We start from the raw sequence: 18470 nt of genomic DNA, 5'->3' as shown, positions 1-18470 counted from the left end.
TAGTTAAATAAAAACGATGGGACAAACTTTAATATACGTTATTCCTGTTTTTGGAGTAGTAGCGTTACTCTACACACTTTGGAAGTCATCCTGGGTTTCCAAACAGGAAGTAGGAACAGAAAAAATGGCCAACATTGCAAAGTACATTTCAGAAGGTGCAATGTCATTTCTTAAAGCGGAGTATAAGGTACTTTCCATATTTGTACTCGCAGTTGCGGTTTTAATGTTTTTAAGTGGTCGATCAGAAGCTTCTTCGCCACTCGTTGCACTATCATTCATTTTGGGAGCCGTTTCATCCGCGCTTGCAGGATTCATTGGAATGAAAGTAGCAACAAAAGCGAACGTAAGAACGACTAACGCAGCAAGAACTGGTCTCGGTAAAGCCCTTGAAGTGGCATTCGCCGGGGGAGCAGTAATGGGTCTTGGTGTGGTAGGACTTGGTGTTTTAGGATTAGGTTTATTGTTTGCTTTGTACTCTCAAATGTATGGGGTAGAAACACAGGATCAAGTCACCAGAGTAATTACCATTTTGACAGGATTTTCTTTTGGAGCATCCTCCATTGCACTTTTTGCAAGAGTGGGTGGTGGTATTTATACAAAGGCAGCTGATGTAGGTGCAGACCTGGTAGGTAAAGTAGAAGCCGGAATCCCTGAAGATCATCCATTGAACCCTGCAACCATTGCTGATAATGTGGGAGATAATGTTGGAGATGTTGCCGGAATGGGAGCGGATCTTTTCGAATCCTATGTAGGTTCTATTATCGGTACCATGGTTTTGGGAGCAGCTTTTATAGGCGTGACTGGATTCACAGGGGAAAATGATTTTGGTGGAATGAATGCGGTATTGCTTCCATTGTTATTGGCCTGTTTGGGAATCATTACCTCTATCATAGGAACCTTCTTTGTCAAAGTTAAAGAAGGTGGTAATCCCCAGACGGCTTTGAATATCGGTGAGTATCTGTCTTTTGCATTAATGCTTGCCGGAACTTTTGCTTTATGTAAATGGATTCTACCATCGGGATGGAACATTGGCGGTATTGAATATACCAACATGGGCGTATTTTATGCTGTTCTTTTTGGTTTGGCTGCTGGTCTCCTTATCGGAATTGTCACTGAATTTTATACTGGTACGGGTACAAGACCTGTGATGTCTATCGTAAAGCAGTCCCTGACAGGATCAGCAACAAATATCATTGCAGGCCTTGGTGTTGGCATGATGTCTACTATGTTTCCGATTTTAATATTGGCAGTGGCCATTATCGGTGCACATCATTTTGCAGGATTGTATGGAATTGCCATTGCTGCGGTGGGTATGTTGTCCAATACAGGTATTCAATTAGCAGTTGACGCCTATGGACCTATTGCTGATAATGCTGGTGGAATTGCAGAAATGGCAGAGTTGCCCAAAGAAGTTAGACAAAGAACAGACAAGTTGGATGCTGTAGGAAATACAACTGCTGCGATAGGAAAAGGATTTGCAATTGGATCTGCGGCCTTGACTGCTCTGGCACTATTTGCAGCCTTTATGGCGACAGCTGGTATTACAACAATTGACGTTGCTAATCCTAAGGTAATGGCAGGACTTTTAGTAGGTGGAATGTTACCTTTCTTATTTTCAGCCTTATCGATGAATGCAGTAGGTAGAGCAGCGATGGATATGATCAAAGAGGTGAGAAGACAATTTAAAGATATACCTGAGTTGAGAGCTGCATTGAGTGTAATGAAAAAGAATGAGGGCAAGCCACAAAAAGAATGGAGCGATGCTGACGTAGCAACTTTCGAGGCAGCTGAAGGAAAAGCACAATACAGCAAATGTGTGGACATTTCGACAAAGGCTTCCATTAGAGAGATGGTCATCCCGGGGTTGATTGCAGTTTCCACTCCAGTTGCGTTTGGTTTTCTGGGTGGTGCTGAAATGTTGGGAGGTGTCCTGGCAGGTGTTACTGTGGCTGGTGTATTGATGGCCATCTTCCAATCTAACGCCGGTGGTGCGTGGGACAATGCCAAGAAAATGTTTGAAGAAGGTGTTGAAATCGATGGCAAAATGTATTACAAAGGAAGTGATGCTCACAAAGCGACTGTGGTGGGAGATACTGTGGGTGACCCGTTCAAGGATACTTCCGGACCATCATTGAATATTTTACTGAAGTTGATGTCTGTGGTTGCACTCGTCATAGCACCCTTCATCTAAGAAATATTATTTTAAATCATAATTTGATAAAAGGCAATCTCATACCGAGGTTGCCTTTTATCATTATAATCTCTTTGTCATAATCTAAAAAACCCTGTAAGTACTATCTTGTCTATAGTCAATCATGATCTTAAATAACTTGTAATAGCTTTCTAAAAAATGATGCCTGAAACGAATCAGTTCGTAAGTTGCGATTGGGGAACCAGTAAGTTTAGACTGCAGCTGGTGGATAGAAGTTCTCTAGAGGTAATCAGTGAACATTCAAATTCAATGGGCGTGAGAGCTGTACACGCTAAATATTTGAAGCAATCTGACGTATCACGAAAAGCCTTCTTTATTGATTTTCTAAAGCGAGAACTTAGGCATATTGGGCAAGATATTGATCAATTGCCTTTGGTGATTTCTGGAATGGCCTCCTCATCCATTGGCATGCAAGAAATGCCATATGCAGATTTCCCTTTTTCTAATGATGGCCGCGAATTATTACACCAGAAGATTACAGATCATGGACTTACAATCATTCTGATTTCAGGTGTGAAAAGCCCAGATGGAATGATGAGAGGAGAGGAAACACAGGCCATAGGACTAACTTCCTTATTGGAAGAGTATGACGATTATTGCTTATTATTGCCAGGCACTCATAGCAAACATTTACAATATCAGAACGCCCAGTTCACAACATTGAAAAACTACATGACCGGTGAATTATTTGAGGTACTTTCCCAACATAGCATATTGGCACACTCCGTGATCAAAACAAACTTGGATTCGCAAAAGATAGATGTTTTTAAACAGGGTCTAATGCTTGGGTTTCACCAACCTCTGCTATCTGTTCTTCTTACCGTTCGGGTTAAGGATGTTATTGAAAACCTCGCGCCTTCCCACAATTACTACTTGCTAAGTGGATTGCTTATTGGCAGTGAATTATGCGGGCTACAAAAGAATTCAAAGACAATCGTGTTGGGCTGCCATGAACCCTTAAACCAACTTTACAAAATTGGGCTGAAGCTCTTTTTCCAAGATAGAAAACTTATATTTTTAGATGCCAGTGCAATGAATAATGCCATTTTGAGCGCTCACAAAACCATTCTTGATCACTATTATTAATTGATATCTGATTCCCATCCATAAATAACAAAATTCAATACCACTACATTCAGACACCTGAATGTATACTATTTAACTTCCATCCTTTTTTTACGAGCAATTCCCCACTTCATTAATGTCGGAAAAATAACCGCTTTGCCATTCATACCATTGGTCAACATGATAAAGCCTGATTTGTGCTTCATATCTATCATCATTCCCGCTTGCCAACCGTCATTAGAACCTCCATGTCCATGTAAAGTAAATGATCCAAACCGCTCCATGATCATATACCCTGATGCATAATTGTTTTTAGATTGTTGGCTTCCCTCCTGTAGTATGGAAATGGATTCACTACTAATCACCTCATTAGATGTAAAGTGGGCCAGAACAAACTTACTCATATCTTCGATGGAAGTTTGTAAACCTGCAGCAGCCTGAGCAGTGAAATATTCGAAGGACAGTTGATGATAAGAAGTATCGTATATTGATGCAGATCTTTCCAGCACTTTGTGATCTATTAAAAAAGTAGTGTTTTTCATGTCCAACTTCCTGAACAATTCTTTCTCCATGAAATGGGTGAATGGAATACCACTCACTTTTGTAATGATCATTTGCAAAATCGTATATCCACCACCACTATATTGGAAAGTGGAACCCGAAGGATGTTCCACAAATACTTTTTCTTCCTTTCTTTTCAAGCCTTGAAGGCTTTCACAAACAGAAGGTAGTTCTTGCATTTGGTTATAACCTTCATAGCCATGCACACTCAGACCAGCGGTATGCTGCAGCAGATCTCTTATGGTGATTTGATCCAAATCTTGCTGGTCAATGTGACCCAGGCAAGGCAATTCAAATTTTGAAACGGAATCGGAAAGATCTATTTTCTCCTCTTCCACTAATTTCATGATGCCCCAGGCTGTAAAAGTCTTAGAGATACTGCCAACATTGAAACCATGATTTGATTGTAGTGCCAATTTCTTATCAAAATCAGCATAACCATAAGAAGATATTTTTATTAGCTTACCATTTTCTATCAGTGCCAGAATGACTCCTGGAACCTTTTGGATATTCATCAAATCTAAAACGATTGAATCAAGTTCAAAATTAAAGGATTGAGTTATTGCTATGTTGTTAAAAGAGGTAATGATGAGTAGGATTTTGGATAAGGATTGCAATGCTTTCATATTATTGTTTATAGATTAAAAACATTGAACTTAGTAGCTTTCTGCCAGCTGGTGAACGAATTTATTTGAAGGAACTTGCGTCTTATTCCATCCCTTTCAGAAGGCCACTGACTAAGTTTAGAATATGCAATTATTTCGATCAAACAGAAAATAACCCGATTCATCATAAAAACCATTGCGGTATATTCGAAAAGCTTAATTTTATCGCTATGAATTTTGATACAAAATGGACGTTCAATTTTAAGAACGTGATTACAGCTACAGCCATCCTGGCCGCAATGGTGATCCTATTGATTACACCTTCACAGGATGTTAAAATATTAATGAGGTTGGTGATTGGCGGACTTCTAGGTTACCATCTTTTGCTTTACCTTTTTACAAAAGGCATATTAAACTATCAGAATCAACACAGCATTTCGAGAATATTAATGTATGTCGCCAGCATCTTCACATTAATTGCTGGTATCAATCATTTTTCCCAGTACGAAAACGCACACCATAATGATGGTTTTTTTGTGGTCAATGGAAATGCCTGGATCGTCGATTTTTTTGGAATTTTACTGGCAGGGCTGCTTTTCTATATCTTATTTTCGTCGGTGTATCTTTTGTGGGAGAGAAAAAAGAAAACTGAAAATGAGAGTGTGAAAGCTGAATTACTGACCTTAAAGAATCAGATCAACCCGCACTTTTACTTTAACACCCTCAACAATCTATACGCTCTCATCAAGAGTGATCAAGTCCAGGCACAAAGGTTTGTACTCAAGTTATCAGATTTGATGCGTTATACCATCTATAAAGGAGGTCAGAAATTTGTAACCCTTGAAGAGGAAATGGAATATTTGAGCAATTACATCGAATTACAGACCTCAAGGTTTAGGAGGGATGTTCATGTCAATTTTCAAACTGAGATCGAAAATACATCAACTAAAATCAGCCCTCTGCTTTTTATTATTTTACTTGAAAATGCATTCAAACACGGCGTAGAAAAATTGATCGATGGTGGGGTGGTCGACATCAAATTAAAGGAAACAGATGGGCAGGTAGATTTTCAAATTTCCAATAATTATGATGGAAATGGCAAAAACAAAATGAAAGGAATCGGTCTAAAAAACCTGAAAGATAGTTTGAATCTGCTTTATCCTAATAGACACATTTTGAAACTAGACCAATTCGACAACCAATATATCGCAAAGCTTAGGATCAGTACATGAATTTTATCATAGTAGATGATGAATCAGCAGCTCACAGCAATATTGAAGAATTTGCTAACGAGATTTCGTACTTAAAAAAGGTAGCGAATTGCTACCATGCTTTTGAAGCACTGACTGTTTTAAAAGATAAGCGTGTTGATCTGATTTTTCTGGATATTAATATGCCGAAACTATCTGGATTTGAAATGCTGAAAAGTTTGTCTAACCCACCTAAAATAATAGTGACTTCAGCATATCAGGAATTTGCACTGGAAGGTTTTGAGCTCAATGTGGTAGATTATTTGTTGAAACCGTTTAGTTTTGATCGATTTTTGAAAGCCATCAACAAGCTGGAGACAGTGATGGACTCCAGTACTCATCCATCACCGACAGAACATGTTGAGGATTTCATTTTTGTAAAAAGTGATAAAAAGTACCACAAGATAGCGCTGTCTAATATCCTATTCGTGGAAGCACAAGGGAATTATATTAGGATAATCACGAAAAATGAGAAATTATTGACGTATATGAGTATGACAGAGATGGAGCGAAACATTTCAGAAAATCTGTTTATCCGCGTTCATAAATCTTATATCGTTGCCATTCGTAACATCGACTCAGTGGAAGGGAACCGAATAAAAATGGATAGCTATGAGATTCCCATTGGTCAAAATTACAAGAAATATGTATTCCACAGGCTGGGACTTCAAAAATAATGGTCTGAACTTTCGCACATGAATAGATTTTCACAGCTAATGCTTATCTTCCGACTCTTTTTAATATAAAGTATAATCAAGTTTTATGAAGTATCTTCTTTGGTCTCTACTCCTAAGTGCCAATATTGCAGTCTTGAACGCCCAAAATACTCCACAGCCTAATTATGATCTGGCTGCTCGATTCTCACCTGATCATTTAGATAAATTAGTGTTTTCTACGAGTGTAACGCCTCATTGGTTGAAGAATTCTGAACGATTTTGGTATATGTACGAGACTTCTGAAGGTAAAGCGTGGTATATCGTTGATCCTGCTAAAGGTAGTAAAGAAGCTTTGTTTGACAATGTTCAGATCGCTGCGGACATGTCCCGATTGACAGGTGATCCTTTCGATGCGAAGCATTTATCAATCTCCAAGTTAAAATTCATTGACGATGAAAGAAAACTTCAGTGGGAAGTAAAGTCTAAATTAGTGGAAGTGGATGAAGAAGAAGATGATATGGAGAGTGAGAAAGATTCAAAAGATAAGAAAAAGAAACCTAAAAAAGTAGCAAAGGTCTGGCATTTCGAGTATGACTTGACAACGAAGACATTGACTTTGGTAGAAGACTTTAAGAAAGAACCAAAAGACAAAGACTGGGCTTCCATTTCTCCGGATTCAAGCTATGTTTTGTTTTCCAGAGATCATAATCTATACTGGATGGACAAGGAAAACTTTCTAAAAGCACAAAAAGATGAGAAAGACAGTACCATCGTGGAGCACCAATGGACTGAAGATGGAGAAAAGGATTATGCATTCGGAGGATCTAACAGAGGTGTAGACAATGTAGAAGAAGAGGAAAACAAGGACAAGCGTCAGAGTGTCAGAGTAGTTTGGTCTCCTTCTGGTCAGAAGTTTGCCTTGATAAGGGATGACAGTAGGAAAGTAAAGGACTTGTGGGTATTGGATAATACAGCTCAGCCCAGGCCCCGACTGGAAACTTACAAATATGCCATGGCTGGGGATGAAGAAGTGGGATCAGAGGAAATGTATGTGTTTGACTTCCCAAGCAAACAGCGCAAATTGATTGAAATCGATACATTTAAAGATCAAAGCTTGAGCATTCTTAGAGCTCCGTCAAAGAAAACAGATCGAGATGAGGATCGCCGCTGGTCTACCTGGTTGTCGCCGGATGATTCTAAACTTTATTTTTCAAGAACAAGCAGGGACCTCAAGAAAGTTGATTTTGGATACGTGGATTTGGAATCCAATGAGGAGAAGGTTTTGATTAAAGAGAGATTGAATACCTACATCGATACAAGAACTCCGGGTTTGGTTAATGGAGGTGAAGAACTCATTCATTGGTCGGAGCGGGATGGCTGGGCTCATTTCTACCTATATGATAATCAAGGAAACCTGAAAAATCAGATTACGAAAGGTCCATTTCACAGTCAAAGTATAGAGGGAATTGATACTGAAAACAGGGTGTTGTATTTTACTGCTGCTGGCAGGGAGGATATGGAAGATCCATATTACTATCACTTATATAAAGTCAATTTCGATGGTTCAGGCTTAAAGTTGCTCAATCCAGGAAATTACAATCATGACGCTGAAGTGAATGACAATATGACCTATTTTGTGGATAATTACAGCCGTGTAAATACCATTCCAAAGTCTGCGCTTTTTAATACACAGGGAAAGTTGATGATGGATCTGGAATCGGCGGATCTTGACAGATTGTTTGAAACAGGCTACCAATTTCCTGAACCGTATAAGGTTAAGGCCGCTGATGGTATCACAGACCTCTACGGCGTAATGTACAAACCGTTTGATTTTGATTCTACGCTGAATTATCCATTGATAGAATATGTTTATCCGGGACCGCAAACGGAAGCAGTGAATAAGCAATGGTCAGGACGAATGGACCGAGCTGATAGGTTGGCCCAAATGGGCTTTATCGTTGTATCGATCGGAAACAGGGGAGGCCATCCATCCAGATCTAAATGGTACCATAATTATGGCTATGGAAATCTAAGAGACTATGGTCTTGAAGATAAGAAGTATGCGGCTGAGCAATTGGGAGATCGGCATGATTTTATTGACCTTGATAAAGTAGGAATATTTGGCCATTCCGGTGGTGGATTTATGTCAACCGCTGCTATGTTGGTATATCCGGATTTTTTCGATGTGGCCGTTTCTTCATCAGGGAATCATGAAAATAATATTTACAATAGATGGTGGAGTGAAAAACACCATGGGATCAAAGAAATCATTGGCGACTCAGGTGAGATTTCCTGGAAGTATGACATTGACAAGAATCCAGATTTAGCTAAAAATCTAAAGGGAAAGTTGTTGATCACTACTGGTGATATTGATAATAATGTGCATCCTGCGGGAACCATCAGAATGGCTCAGGCGCTGATTAAAGCCAATAAACGCTTTGATTACTTTGTATTTCCTGGTCAGAGACACGGGTACGGAGATATGAGAGAGTACTTTTTCTGGATGATGGCAGATTATTTCGCGGAACACTTGTTAGGTAGTTCTGATAATGAAACGGATATTAAGTATATGAATAATGAGAGAGCGAGAACTAAATAAACGTTAAATCACATTCTCACAAACCAATACAAAGGCAGGTGGAAGATTAAGCGGCACCCAATTAATATTGACTTTGCCGAAAACTTTTTCGTATAATTTTTTGGCCATAAGGCTGTAATGGACTTGTACATAGTTGCCACCTTCGATGAGGTGATCCTTACATGACTGCACAATATGGGTAGCAGTGGGTTCAGGTATGATGACAAATGGGATGGCAGAAATGACAGCGTCTACTTGGCTTAGTCCGTGGAGATCCAGGTACTTAGTTAGATGTTCAGCTGAATCCTGAACGACGATCAGTCGATCATCATTAATGTCATTCAGCATATGAATAAACTTTTCATTGACCTCAAAGGCCATCAGTTTGCATTCAGGTCCCATACTTCTCAGAATATGCTTGGTGATTACTCCATCACCTGCACCCAATTCAACAATCACCTTTGCCGTAGAAAAATCGACATGTTTAATCATGCCCTTGCACAGAAACTTTGAGCTTCTTGTAAATGTACCAACGGTTTTCAGATTTCGAATACTTTCCCTGAAAAATCCAATGGTTCCCATATTATTGTCCATTATACTGTAAGTAGTTCACAAGATCAGGGTATTCGTTAGCAAATTCTAACAACTTCGCCTTTTCCATGCGTTTGCCATCAATGAATGGAATGATCTTCGCCTCTTCGATTCCATCCTCTTTTAATGATTTAAGTACATCCTGTGCGTCATAGTAACTGGTGTAAAGACCAATGGTGTAAACATAATCATCCATACCAAATCCTTTTTCAATCATTGCGTCCTGGTAGTAATTCAATATATCATTCTGATACATCTGACTCACCCTTGCCACAAAAACTTTGTAAGTTAAACCTTTTTGAACGGTTTTATACAATTCAGCACTTCTATCCTTAAGGTAATCAGCTACAACAGGATCAGCATAGGTGATTTCTAATGGAAGATCTTCGGTTTCTGTCAACCGCAACTCGATCCGTCTGTTGAGCTTATTGGCTAATTTTTCTGTGCCGCTTCCTCTTTCTTGTTGAATAATAGGATAATTAGATCCCAGACCCCGAATTAAAAATCGTCTTGATGAAATGCCTTGATCCACGAGATAGTCAACAATTTTCTCTGCTCTTTTCATACTAAAATACAGATCATAAGCAACCTGACTTTCCTTGACAGAGTGACTCTCCAACACCAGGCGCGTTTGAGGGTAAATCGTCATGATGTCTACCAGATTATTTATGATTTTGGCGTTGGCTAAAGTGAACATGTTTTCGTCCCTATTGTAAAACAAAGGCTCCAGAACATATTCCCTCACCTTTTCAGGTGAGGTTTCGGTAATGATGGCCTTAGACCCCGGATCTCTGACTTCGATCCGATTGTTTTTAACGATTTCTTTCATGAACTCATCATTGGCCACAAATGGAAGGATAGGGTTATATGCCAATTGTCCAATTTCCTGATTTTTAAGATATGCTCTGTATAAATCAAAACCACCATAGCCATCTTTCCTATTGCTGCTAAAGTAAGATGACTGACCGTCTGAAGCAACTCGATAGTACATGTCGTCCAATGAGGAGTTGATGCCCATGTTTAAATTTTCTCCCTTGGCCCAATTGCCAGACTCATAGGAATATCGTGATTTGAATACATCGAAACCACCTATACTCTCCAAGCTGTTTGAACTATAATATAAATTCATTCCATCTTTGGTTAAGAATGGTGAAACTTCGTCAAAGGCTGTATTGATGTTTGGACCTAAATTTTTGGGAGGGGACCAATAGGTATTTCTTTTATAGCATACATAAAGGTCATAACCACCATAACCACCTGCTCTTTTACTGGCAAAAACAATGGTAGAGTCTGTATAGAATTGCAAATAAACATCTCCTTTTTCGCCTATCAGAGGACTGTCAAATTTAGGTGGATAAATTTCATCTCTTTCGATTCCGAAAGTATCTACGTAAATGGTACCACTTTCCACACCATCTCCTTTAAGAAAGAATAGAATAGATCCATCTGCACTGAAATCAAGTACCCTTTCATTTCTCCCGGTATTCAAAAGGTCGTTAAGTGGCTCCACTGCAGACCATCGCCCATTTTCCAGAGAAGTCGTGTACATATCCAAAAAGAATTTCCCATACACTGGATCTTTGAAGCCCTGGCTGTTTCTCCTTCCCCCTTCGGACATCGGTCTATTGCTGGAAAAATAATATTTGTTGAGATAATTAGGACTTTGAATGGGATCAATCTCATCATTGACGGAATTGATTTCCCGGCCCATATTTTCAACAAAAGCAATTTGGTCATAAAATTTAAGATCCATCCCACTAGCACAACGCTTAATCTGACTGATTACAAATCCTCTCATTGGATCCTTTCGTGTGGTTCTTCGCAAGTATTCTTTGTAATATTCAACCGCTTTTTCAAAATTCAGCTCTGAATGATAGATTTTCGCGATGTATAAATACAGTTGATCATCTTTTTTTCGAAAAGCAAGTAATTTAGAAATATCTGATTTAGCTGCATCAACATTGTTGGTCTCGAAGTTGCTGATCATTCTCATCAAAATAAGATCACGATTGTTTTCAGCATTGGCATCTTTTCGAAACTCCGTTAGCGCATCCCTGTAGAGACCTTTATCAAAAAATTGAGTGCCTGAACGAAAAAATCGATCTTGGGCAAAGGAAGATGTGGTCATGAACACCAGTAAAATAGTGTATACGCTATTTAGTTTCAACTTCGTCAAATGTTTCTAGTCTTATCGAAAGCTTCAAGGTAGTCTGCAATTTTTCTTAAAAAAGATCCTCCTAAAAAGCCATCAACAACTCTGTGGTCATAACTTAACGAAAGAAACATCATTTGTCGTACGGCAATAAGGTCTCCTGCTTCAGTTTCTACCACAGCGGGCTTCTTACGAATAGCTCCGACGGCCAATATAGCAACTTGTGGCTGATTAATAATAGGAGTACCCATCACATTGCCAAAAGTACCCACATTTGTCACGGTGAAGGTGCCTCCTTGAATTTCATCTGCCTTCAATTTGTTCTCACGAGCACGTTTAGCCAGATCATTTACTGACTTCGTCAAGCCAAGTAGATTCATGTGGTCGGCATCTTTGATAACGGGCACGATGAGATTACCGGTAGGTAATGCTGCTGCCATTCCAATATTTACGAAGTTTTTCTTAATGATCTTATCACCTTCCAGAGATACATTGACCATTGGGTAATCTTTCAATGCCATGGTCACAGCTTCAATAAAGATGGGTGTATAAGTAATCTTTTCACCATACTTCTTTTGGAAATCTACCTTCACACGCTCTCGCCATTCAACAATATCTGTTACATCAACTTCCACAAATGAAGTAACATGTGGTGAAGTATGCTTAGAATGCACCATATGCTCTGCGATGAGCTTACGCATTCTATCCATTTCGATGATCTCTGTACCAGCCTGGGGTAGGGATTCACTGGTTTTGCCTTGAGATGGAGCACTTGAGGTCTCTACTTGCGCTTTTTCAAACTGGCTGGTCTCAACAGGAGATTTTTCGATTACAGGTGGTGAAACTTTTCCTGATTTCTTATGATCGACATAATTGAGGATGTCAGATTTGGTGACTCTGCCATTGGCACCTGATCCTTCTATTTGATCTAGTTCACTCACACTTATGGCCTCTTGCTGCGCAATGGTTCTGACCAGCGGAGAGTAAAAGCGATCTGTAGAACTTGGATTGTAGCTGGCTTTTTCTACTGCAGTCACCTTTTTGGGTTGATGAACCCTTTCGGCATCTTGTTTAAATTCACGTTGCTGGTCACTCGCATGTCCATTCGGGCTGGACTCCTCTACATCACTGATTTGTTGTTCCGGTACATCAGGAACAGCCGGGGAGGGAACTGCTTCTGCATCTGACTCTGTTTTAATCTTAGCGATTACCTTTCCTACTTCTACTACTTCATTCTCGGAAAATAGAATTTCGGAGATCACACCCTCTACCGGTGAAGGGATATCAGAATCTACCTTATCTGTGGCTATTTCAAGTATCGATTCATCGAGCTCTACGGAATCGCCTTCCTTTTTAAGCCATTTCAGAATCGTAGCCTCCATAATACTTTCGCCCATTTTGGGCATTACTAAGTCAACTATTGCCATACCTATGGAGTGATTTATTGTAGCACAAAAGTACAGGAATTATCTGCCAAGTAAAAATTTTCTTAACAGATTCAACGCTGCGATGGAAGTATATTCAATATTTTTCAACCTGTTTTTGCTCAGCTGGAGGCGTCTCGTGATCACACGACTTTTATCTCCTACTGCAATCCAAATGGTACCCACTGGTTTTTCTGGACTACCTCCTCCGGGACCTGCAATTCCACTGGTGGAAATGGCAATATTCACGCCCATTTTAGCAATAGCTCCGGCGACCATTTCTCTGACAGTTTGCTCACTCACTGCTCCAAATGTTTTCAGTGTTTGTTCCTTTACGCCTAATTGCATCTTTTTGATGTGATTGGCATAAGCTATAATACTACCCTGAAAGTATTCCGATGAACCCGCAGTACTGGTAATCATGTGGGCGAGATATCCACCTGTGCAGCTTTCAGCCGTTCCTAATGTTAGATTTCTGTCTTTTAATTGTTGGCCAATGGTTTCAGAAAGGGTTACATCATCATAGCCATAGACAATATCTCCCAGGGCAGAAGTGATCCTCTTTGCATAGTCAACGACCTCTTCTTGATCACCGGTGAGGCTGCTCACTCTTACCCGTACACTACCCAGACTCGGCAAATAGGCGACTTTCAGATGGTTGGGAAAAGTTTCCACAATGTTGCTGATCTTTTCTTCAATCATGGTTTCACCCCATCCGGCCGTCATAATGGTTTTATGGAAAATCCGCCGTTTAAGATTTCGTTGTAAAATCTTATCCAATCCACCGTGCTCCATGATGTATTGCATCTCATAAGGGACCCCCGGCATCGACAGGATCACTTTCCCGTCTTTCTCCATCCACATTCCCTGGGCGGTTCCCATATGATTCGTAATAACGGTGCATCCTCTTGGAATATAAGCCTGTGACTTATGGGTTTCTTTTAGGTCAATGTTGTATTTTTCAAATAGCTTCTTCATTTGATCAAAAATGACTTCGTCGAAAACGAGGTCAACATCTAAATATTTCGCGATCGCTTTTTTAGTGACGTCATCCTTGGTCGGACCTAATCCACCTGTCATCAAGATAAAATCAGCTTCTTTGGATAATGCCTTCAAGTTCTTTATGATGGTATCCTCAGAATCTGGTATCGATCTGATCTCGCTAACCGTGACATTAATCTTCTCTAACTGTGCTCCAAGCCAAGCTGAGTTTGAATCAATCACCTGACCGATAAGCAATTCATCTCCAATCGTTAAAATTTTTGCTTCCATTAGGTCAAATATAGCTCAACATGGAAGATTCAAATGCTTTTTTATATGCTTTTGGAGTTTTTTTAGCTATTCTTTTGAATTGCCTATTGAAGTTGGATATGGTTTGAAATCCACTACGGTAACATGCTTCTGAAACGTTGGTTTTGCTTTCAATAAGCAGCTTGCAAGCATGTCCTATTCTAATTTCACTTAAGAATTCAGAAAAAGTCTTATTCGCATGAATTTTAAAATATCTGCTAAAGGAAGAGGTGGTCATATTGGTAATCTCTGAAAGTTCTTCAAGATGTATTTTGCGATCAAAATTCTTTAAGACAAAATCATAAACTTTATTCATTCGAATGGTATCTCCATCTCTTAAAGTGTTGGTGTATCCTGAAGATGCGATGGTTGTTAAGTGTTCACTTTCGGAAAGGAAGTGAAGTATTTCTAACAATTTAATGACACCATTGAAACCATTGCAATTAAGTAGATTGATCATCATACTTTTGACCTTTTTCAGGACAGGTATTTGCAGATCTATTCCTCTGCGGCTTTTAAAGAGCAATTGCCTGATTTTAATAAATTCTTCTTTTTCTAGAAGGCTATCCCCGAATAAATCTTCATTAAAATAGATGACCACGCCCTGCGATGAATTTTCACATCCACCTTTTTGATCACTTTTCCATAAATGTGGTAAATCAGGTCCTGTAAATGTGATGTCGCCAACTCTAAAAGGCTTAATATGATCTCCTATGAATCTTGTTCCTTTACCTTTAAGCACCAGAAATAGTTGATATTCCGAATGGTAATGCCAGGTAGGGTCAAAAATATCATCCTCCAGCATTTTGATGATGTAGGCATGATTATCTGGGATAGGAGACTTATGAAGTGGTGATTTCAATTTTTCTAAGAAATAATTATACTAAATTATCTTGAATATAGAATATTTTGAGAAATGATGACAAAATAAAGTCAGATATTGATATAATTCAGTATTTCTTTCATCGGAAAAAGTCTTAACATTGGATTAAAATATGATTAGTTATGATGTCCAATTGGTTAAGATTTGCAACCTGGGTTACTTTAAGCACTATAATCATAGCAGCATGCCAATCCAGCAAAGTAGAAGTAAAGGATTCAGAACCAAGAAAAATTGAAATTCTCTTCTTAGGCCATGACCAGGAACATCATCATTCTGCTCAATACATGCCGATACTGGCATCGTCCTTAGCAAGTGAAGGCATCAATTTTACCTATACTGAAGATCCTGATGATATTAATTTATCTAACCTGAATCAATATGATGGTTTATTAGTTTATGCCAACCATGATTCTATCACAACACCTCAGGAAAGTGCACTGTTGAAATATATTGAATCCGGTCATGCATTTATACCTATACACTGTGCAAGCTATTGTTTTAGAAATTCTGAAGAAGTTGTCAATCTTATAGGAGGTCAATTCAAATCACATGACACCGATACTTTTACAACAAATTTTTCAGATCAGTCACATCCAGTCATTTCTGATCTTCAGTCTTTTACCACCTGGGATGAAACTTATGTACATCACAAGTTAGCAGATGACATTGAAGTACTCATGACTCGTGATGATAATGGAAAGAGCGAGCCATGGACTTGGGTTAAAGAATATGGAGAAGGCAAAGTTTTTTATACGGCTTATGGCCATGATGAACGCACCTGGTCTCATCCCGGTTTTCAAAAGTTGGTCAAGAATGGCATTTTATGGGCTGTATCTGAAGAAGTACGATCAAATAGAGATCAATTTGTGACTGACATCCCCGAATTAAAATATGAAGAGGCTGCTAATATACCAAACTACGAAAAAAGAGATCCTGCTCCTAAATATCAGCTTCCACTTTCTGCCCAAGAATCTAAAAAATTGACTCAGGTACCTCCTGGTTTTAAATTGGAATTATTCGCTTCTGAACCGGACATCATTAATCCTATCGCTATGAATTGGGATGAGCGGGGAAGACTTTGGGTGATTGAAACCGTAGATTATCCGAATACGGTCAGAGATCAAAAAGGTCAAGGTGATGATGTCATAAAAATTCTCGAGGACACAGACGGTGATGGGAAAGCTGACTCTATTATCATATTTGCTGATCAATTGAATATACCGACCAGTTTTGTTTTCTTCGACGGTGGTGTGATTGTATCTCAGGCGCCTGAATTCCTTTTCTTAAAAGATACAGATGGCGATGATATTGCAGATGTCAGAGAAGTGATGATCGAAGGATGGGGAACTTTTGATACTCATGCTGGGCCTTCTAATCTTCAATACGGAATAGATAATCAAGTGTATGGTGCAGTAGGTTATTCTGGCTTTAAAGGAGAAATATTCGGAAGAGAATTGGCTTTTCGCCAAGGAGTCTTCAGGTTTAACCCAAAGGTCGATACTTTTGAGTTTCTAACCAATACGAGCAACAATACCTGGGGTCTTGGAATCACTGAAGACAATTCTATATTTGCGTCCACTGCAAACAATACACACAGTGTGTATCTCGGAATACCTAATCGTCACTTAGTAGACATAGGACCTGTTGATATTAAAGGAAGTGAAAAGATAGATGGACATTATGAAATGCAACCCATTACCCAAAATGTACGGCAGGTGGATGTGTTCGGAGGCTTTACAGCAGCCGCCGGGCATCATTTCTATACTGCCCGGGCCTATCCTCAGGCTTATTGGAACAATGTAGCTTTTATTTGTGAGCCGACAGGTGGATTGGTTCATATTGCTAAAATAGAAAAGGATGGGGCAGGTTATAAAGAGAAAGATGGTAGAAATATTGTAGCAAGTGCTGATGAATGGTTTTCTCCTGTCGAAGCGAAAGTAGGTCCTGATGGATTCTTATGGGTAGCAGATTGGTATAATTTTATCGTACAGCATAATCCTACTCCTTCTGAAGAGTGGGGAGGTTATGACGCTGAAAATGGTGAGGGGAATGCATATGTCAATCCATTGAGAGATAAGTCACATGGACGGATATGGAGAATCGTACCTAAAAATCGTGCAGCACCACAAATTACTCTAGACAAGAACAATGAAGATCAATTAATCAAGATGCTGGGTAATGATAATATGTTTTGGCGACTGACTGCGCAAAGGCTATTGGTAGAAAAGGAGAACATCGAAGAAGTAAGTAGTATTAAAGAACTGATCTCATTATCAAATGGTAATGATAAATCAGTTATTCACGCTATATGGACACTTGATGGATTGGGTTTGCTGCAAAATGATAATGCACTACAGGAGCTGATCGTTAAAATGCTAGATCATAGATCTGCAGCTGTGCGAAAAGCTGCGTTGCAATCCCTTCCTTTGACTCCAATGGTTTTGAAAAAAATGGATGAAGTGGAAATCTATAGGGATGAGGATCCAGCCGTGAGTTTAATTGCAATTCTAAAATTGGCAGATAAAAGCCCTTCTGAAGCTATAGGTCAGAAATTATATGAACTCACAAAGGATAATACGATTCGCGAAGATCACTGGTTGGTCAATGCTGTTTATGTAGCTGCAAGCCAGCACGCTCCGGGATTTGCGACAGCCTATTTACAGGATAATCCAAATGCGAATATTGATGAGCAACCGGACTTTTCAGAAGATAAGATTAAGCTAGATGGCTCAAAATTAGCGGCGACTATTATGCAAAGTAATATTTCGAAATTAGATATTGATATTGCCGATTATGAGGAGACGAATATTCGAGAAAAATTAGTAGTGATCAAGTCTGTGAAAAATGAAATGAAATACGACATGACAGAATTTACGGTTAATGCGGGGGAAATGGTAAAACTAGTTTTCGAAAACGTCGATTTCATGCAACACAATCTTATCATCGTAGCGAGAGGGGCACTGGAAAAAGTGGGTCAGGCGGCTGATAAATTGGCGGCAGACCCAAATGGAGAGGCCATGGGATATGTTCCGAATATGCCTGAAGTGTTATTTGCCACGGATCTTGTTGATCCTGAAGAGAAGGTAAGCCTGTTGTTTACAGCACCTCCAGAGCCCGGTTTATATCCATTTGTGTGTACTTTCCCCGGTCACTGGAGAATGATGCAAGGGGTGATGAAAGTTTTACCCTCTGAAGAAATCTAA

12 protein-coding genes are annotated in these 18470 nt (G+C 39.4%); 6 read left to right on the top strand and 6 right to left on the bottom strand.

The features are described from left to right. The first annotated feature begins 16 nt into the window (after nt 1-16). Together L2567_RS09430 and L2567_RS09425 are read left to right on the top strand one after the other, a co-directional pair. Nucleotides 17-2191, top strand: a complete 2175-nt coding sequence (locus tag L2567_RS09430; RefSeq protein WP_235297509.1) for a sodium-translocating pyrophosphatase — start codon at nt 17-19, stop codon at nt 2189-2191. A gap of 162 nt (nt 2192-2353) precedes the next feature. Further along, nucleotides 2354-3298 (top strand): 2-dehydro-3-deoxygalactonokinase, encoded by a 945-nt coding sequence (locus L2567_RS09425; RefSeq protein WP_235297508.1) that lies wholly within the window; start codon nt 2354-2356, stop codon nt 3296-3298. A gap of 68 nt (nt 3299-3366) precedes the next feature. Here L2567_RS09425 and L2567_RS09420 read toward each other — a convergent pair whose 3' ends face one another. Continuing rightward, the gene (locus tag L2567_RS09420) at nt 3367-4464 is read right to left on the bottom strand and encodes a serine hydrolase domain-containing protein (protein WP_235297507.1); all 1098 of its coding nucleotides are present in this window, start codon (nt 4462-4464) and stop codon (nt 3367-3369) included. 209 nt (nt 4465-4673) lie between these two features. On the opposite strand from L2567_RS09420, the gene L2567_RS09415 reads away from it, so the two are divergent. The 3 genes from L2567_RS09415 (at nt 4674) to L2567_RS09405 (ending at nt 8948) form a co-directional block, all read left to right on the top strand. Continuing rightward, the gene (locus tag L2567_RS09415) at nt 4674-5675 is read left to right on the top strand and encodes a sensor histidine kinase (RefSeq protein WP_235297506.1); all 1002 of its coding nucleotides are present in this window, start codon (nt 4674-4676) and stop codon (nt 5673-5675) included. After that, nucleotides 5672-6370: a LytR/AlgR family response regulator transcription factor gene (locus L2567_RS09410; RefSeq protein WP_235297505.1), complete on the top strand. Its 699-nt coding sequence runs from the start codon at nt 5672-5674 to the stop codon at nt 6368-6370. The genes L2567_RS09415 and L2567_RS09410 overlap by 4 nt, the downstream gene beginning before the upstream one ends. 85 nt (nt 6371-6455) lie before the next feature. Beyond that, nucleotides 6456-8948 carry a S9 family peptidase gene (locus L2567_RS09405; RefSeq protein WP_235297504.1) on the top strand — a complete coding sequence of 831 codons (2493 nt, stop codon included), beginning with the start codon at nt 6456-6458 and terminating at the stop codon, nt 8946-8948. A gap of 3 nt (nt 8949-8951) precedes the next feature. On the opposite strand, the gene L2567_RS09400 is transcribed toward L2567_RS09405, so the two are convergent. From L2567_RS09400 to L2567_RS09380, 5 genes are read right to left on the bottom strand one after another with little or no spacing between them, the layout of a single operon-like run. Next, a complete protein-coding gene (locus tag L2567_RS09400) occupies nt 8952-9521 on the bottom strand; it encodes a class I SAM-dependent methyltransferase (RefSeq protein WP_235297503.1) in 570 nt (189 codons plus the stop codon). Then, the gene (locus tag L2567_RS09395) at nt 9511-11646 is read right to left on the bottom strand and encodes an OmpA family protein (protein ID WP_235297502.1); all 2136 of its coding nucleotides are present in this window, start codon (nt 11644-11646) and stop codon (nt 9511-9513) included. The genes L2567_RS09400 and L2567_RS09395 overlap by 11 nt, the downstream gene beginning before the upstream one ends. Nucleotides 11647-11690: 44 nt before the next feature. After that, nucleotides 11691-13097, bottom strand: coding sequence for a dihydrolipoamide acetyltransferase family protein (locus L2567_RS09390; RefSeq protein ID WP_235297501.1), 1407 nt, complete (start codon nt 13095-13097; stop codon nt 11691-11693). 39 nt (nt 13098-13136) lie between these two features. Next, entirely contained in the window at nt 13137-14366 is a 1230-nt protein-coding gene (locus tag L2567_RS09385; protein WP_235297500.1) for a CinA family nicotinamide mononucleotide deamidase-related protein, read from the bottom strand. A gap of 4 nt (nt 14367-14370) precedes the next feature. Next, nucleotides 14371-15246: an AraC family transcriptional regulator gene (locus L2567_RS09380; RefSeq protein ID WP_235297499.1), complete on the bottom strand. Its 876-nt coding sequence runs from the start codon at nt 15244-15246 to the stop codon at nt 14371-14373. Between the two features lie 143 nt (nt 15247-15389). On the opposite strand from L2567_RS09380, the gene L2567_RS09375 reads away from it, so the two are divergent. Next, nucleotides 15390-18470: a PVC-type heme-binding CxxCH protein gene (locus L2567_RS09375; RefSeq protein ID WP_235297498.1), complete on the top strand. Its 3081-nt coding sequence runs from the start codon at nt 15390-15392 to the stop codon at nt 18468-18470.

Origin of the sequence: Portibacter marinus, assembly GCF_021533195.1 — a bacterium.
Lineage (GTDB): Bacteria > Bacteroidota > Bacteroidia > Chitinophagales > Saprospiraceae > Portibacter > Portibacter marinus.
This window is presented reverse-complemented; position numbering and strand designations above follow the sequence as displayed.

What these genes read in the sequence shown, in the direction of transcription:
- L2567_RS09430 (WP_235297509.1), top strand. Translation starts at nt 17, where the DNA reads ATGGGACAAACTTTAATATACGTTATTCCTGTTTTTGGAGTAGTAGCG.
- L2567_RS09425 (WP_235297508.1), top strand. Translation starts at nt 2,354, where the DNA reads ATGCCTGAAACGAATCAGTTCGTAAGTTGCGATTGGGGAACCAGTAAG.
- L2567_RS09420 (WP_235297507.1), bottom strand. Translation starts at nt 4,464, where the DNA reads ATGAAAGCATTGCAATCCTTATCCAAAATCCTACTCATCATTACCTCT.
- L2567_RS09415 (WP_235297506.1), top strand. Translation starts at nt 4,674, where the DNA reads ATGAATTTTGATACAAAATGGACGTTCAATTTTAAGAACGTGATTACA.
- L2567_RS09410 (WP_235297505.1), top strand. Translation starts at nt 5,672, where the DNA reads ATGAATTTTATCATAGTAGATGATGAATCAGCAGCTCACAGCAATATT.
- L2567_RS09405 (WP_235297504.1), top strand. Translation starts at nt 6,456, where the DNA reads ATGAAGTATCTTCTTTGGTCTCTACTCCTAAGTGCCAATATTGCAGTC.
- L2567_RS09400 (WP_235297503.1), bottom strand. Translation starts at nt 9,521, where the DNA reads ATGGACAATAATATGGGAACCATTGGATTTTTCAGGGAAAGTATTCGA.
- L2567_RS09395 (WP_235297502.1), bottom strand. Translation starts at nt 11,646, where the DNA reads ATGACCACATCTTCCTTTGCCCAAGATCGATTTTTTCGTTCAGGCACT.
- L2567_RS09390 (WP_235297501.1), bottom strand. Translation starts at nt 13,097, where the DNA reads ATGGCAATAGTTGACTTAGTAATGCCCAAAATGGGCGAAAGTATTATG.
- L2567_RS09385 (WP_235297500.1), bottom strand. Translation starts at nt 14,366, where the DNA reads ATGGAAGCAAAAATTTTAACGATTGGAGATGAATTGCTTATCGGTCAG.
- L2567_RS09375 (WP_235297498.1), top strand. Translation starts at nt 15,390, where the DNA reads ATGATGTCCAATTGGTTAAGATTTGCAACCTGGGTTACTTTAAGCACT.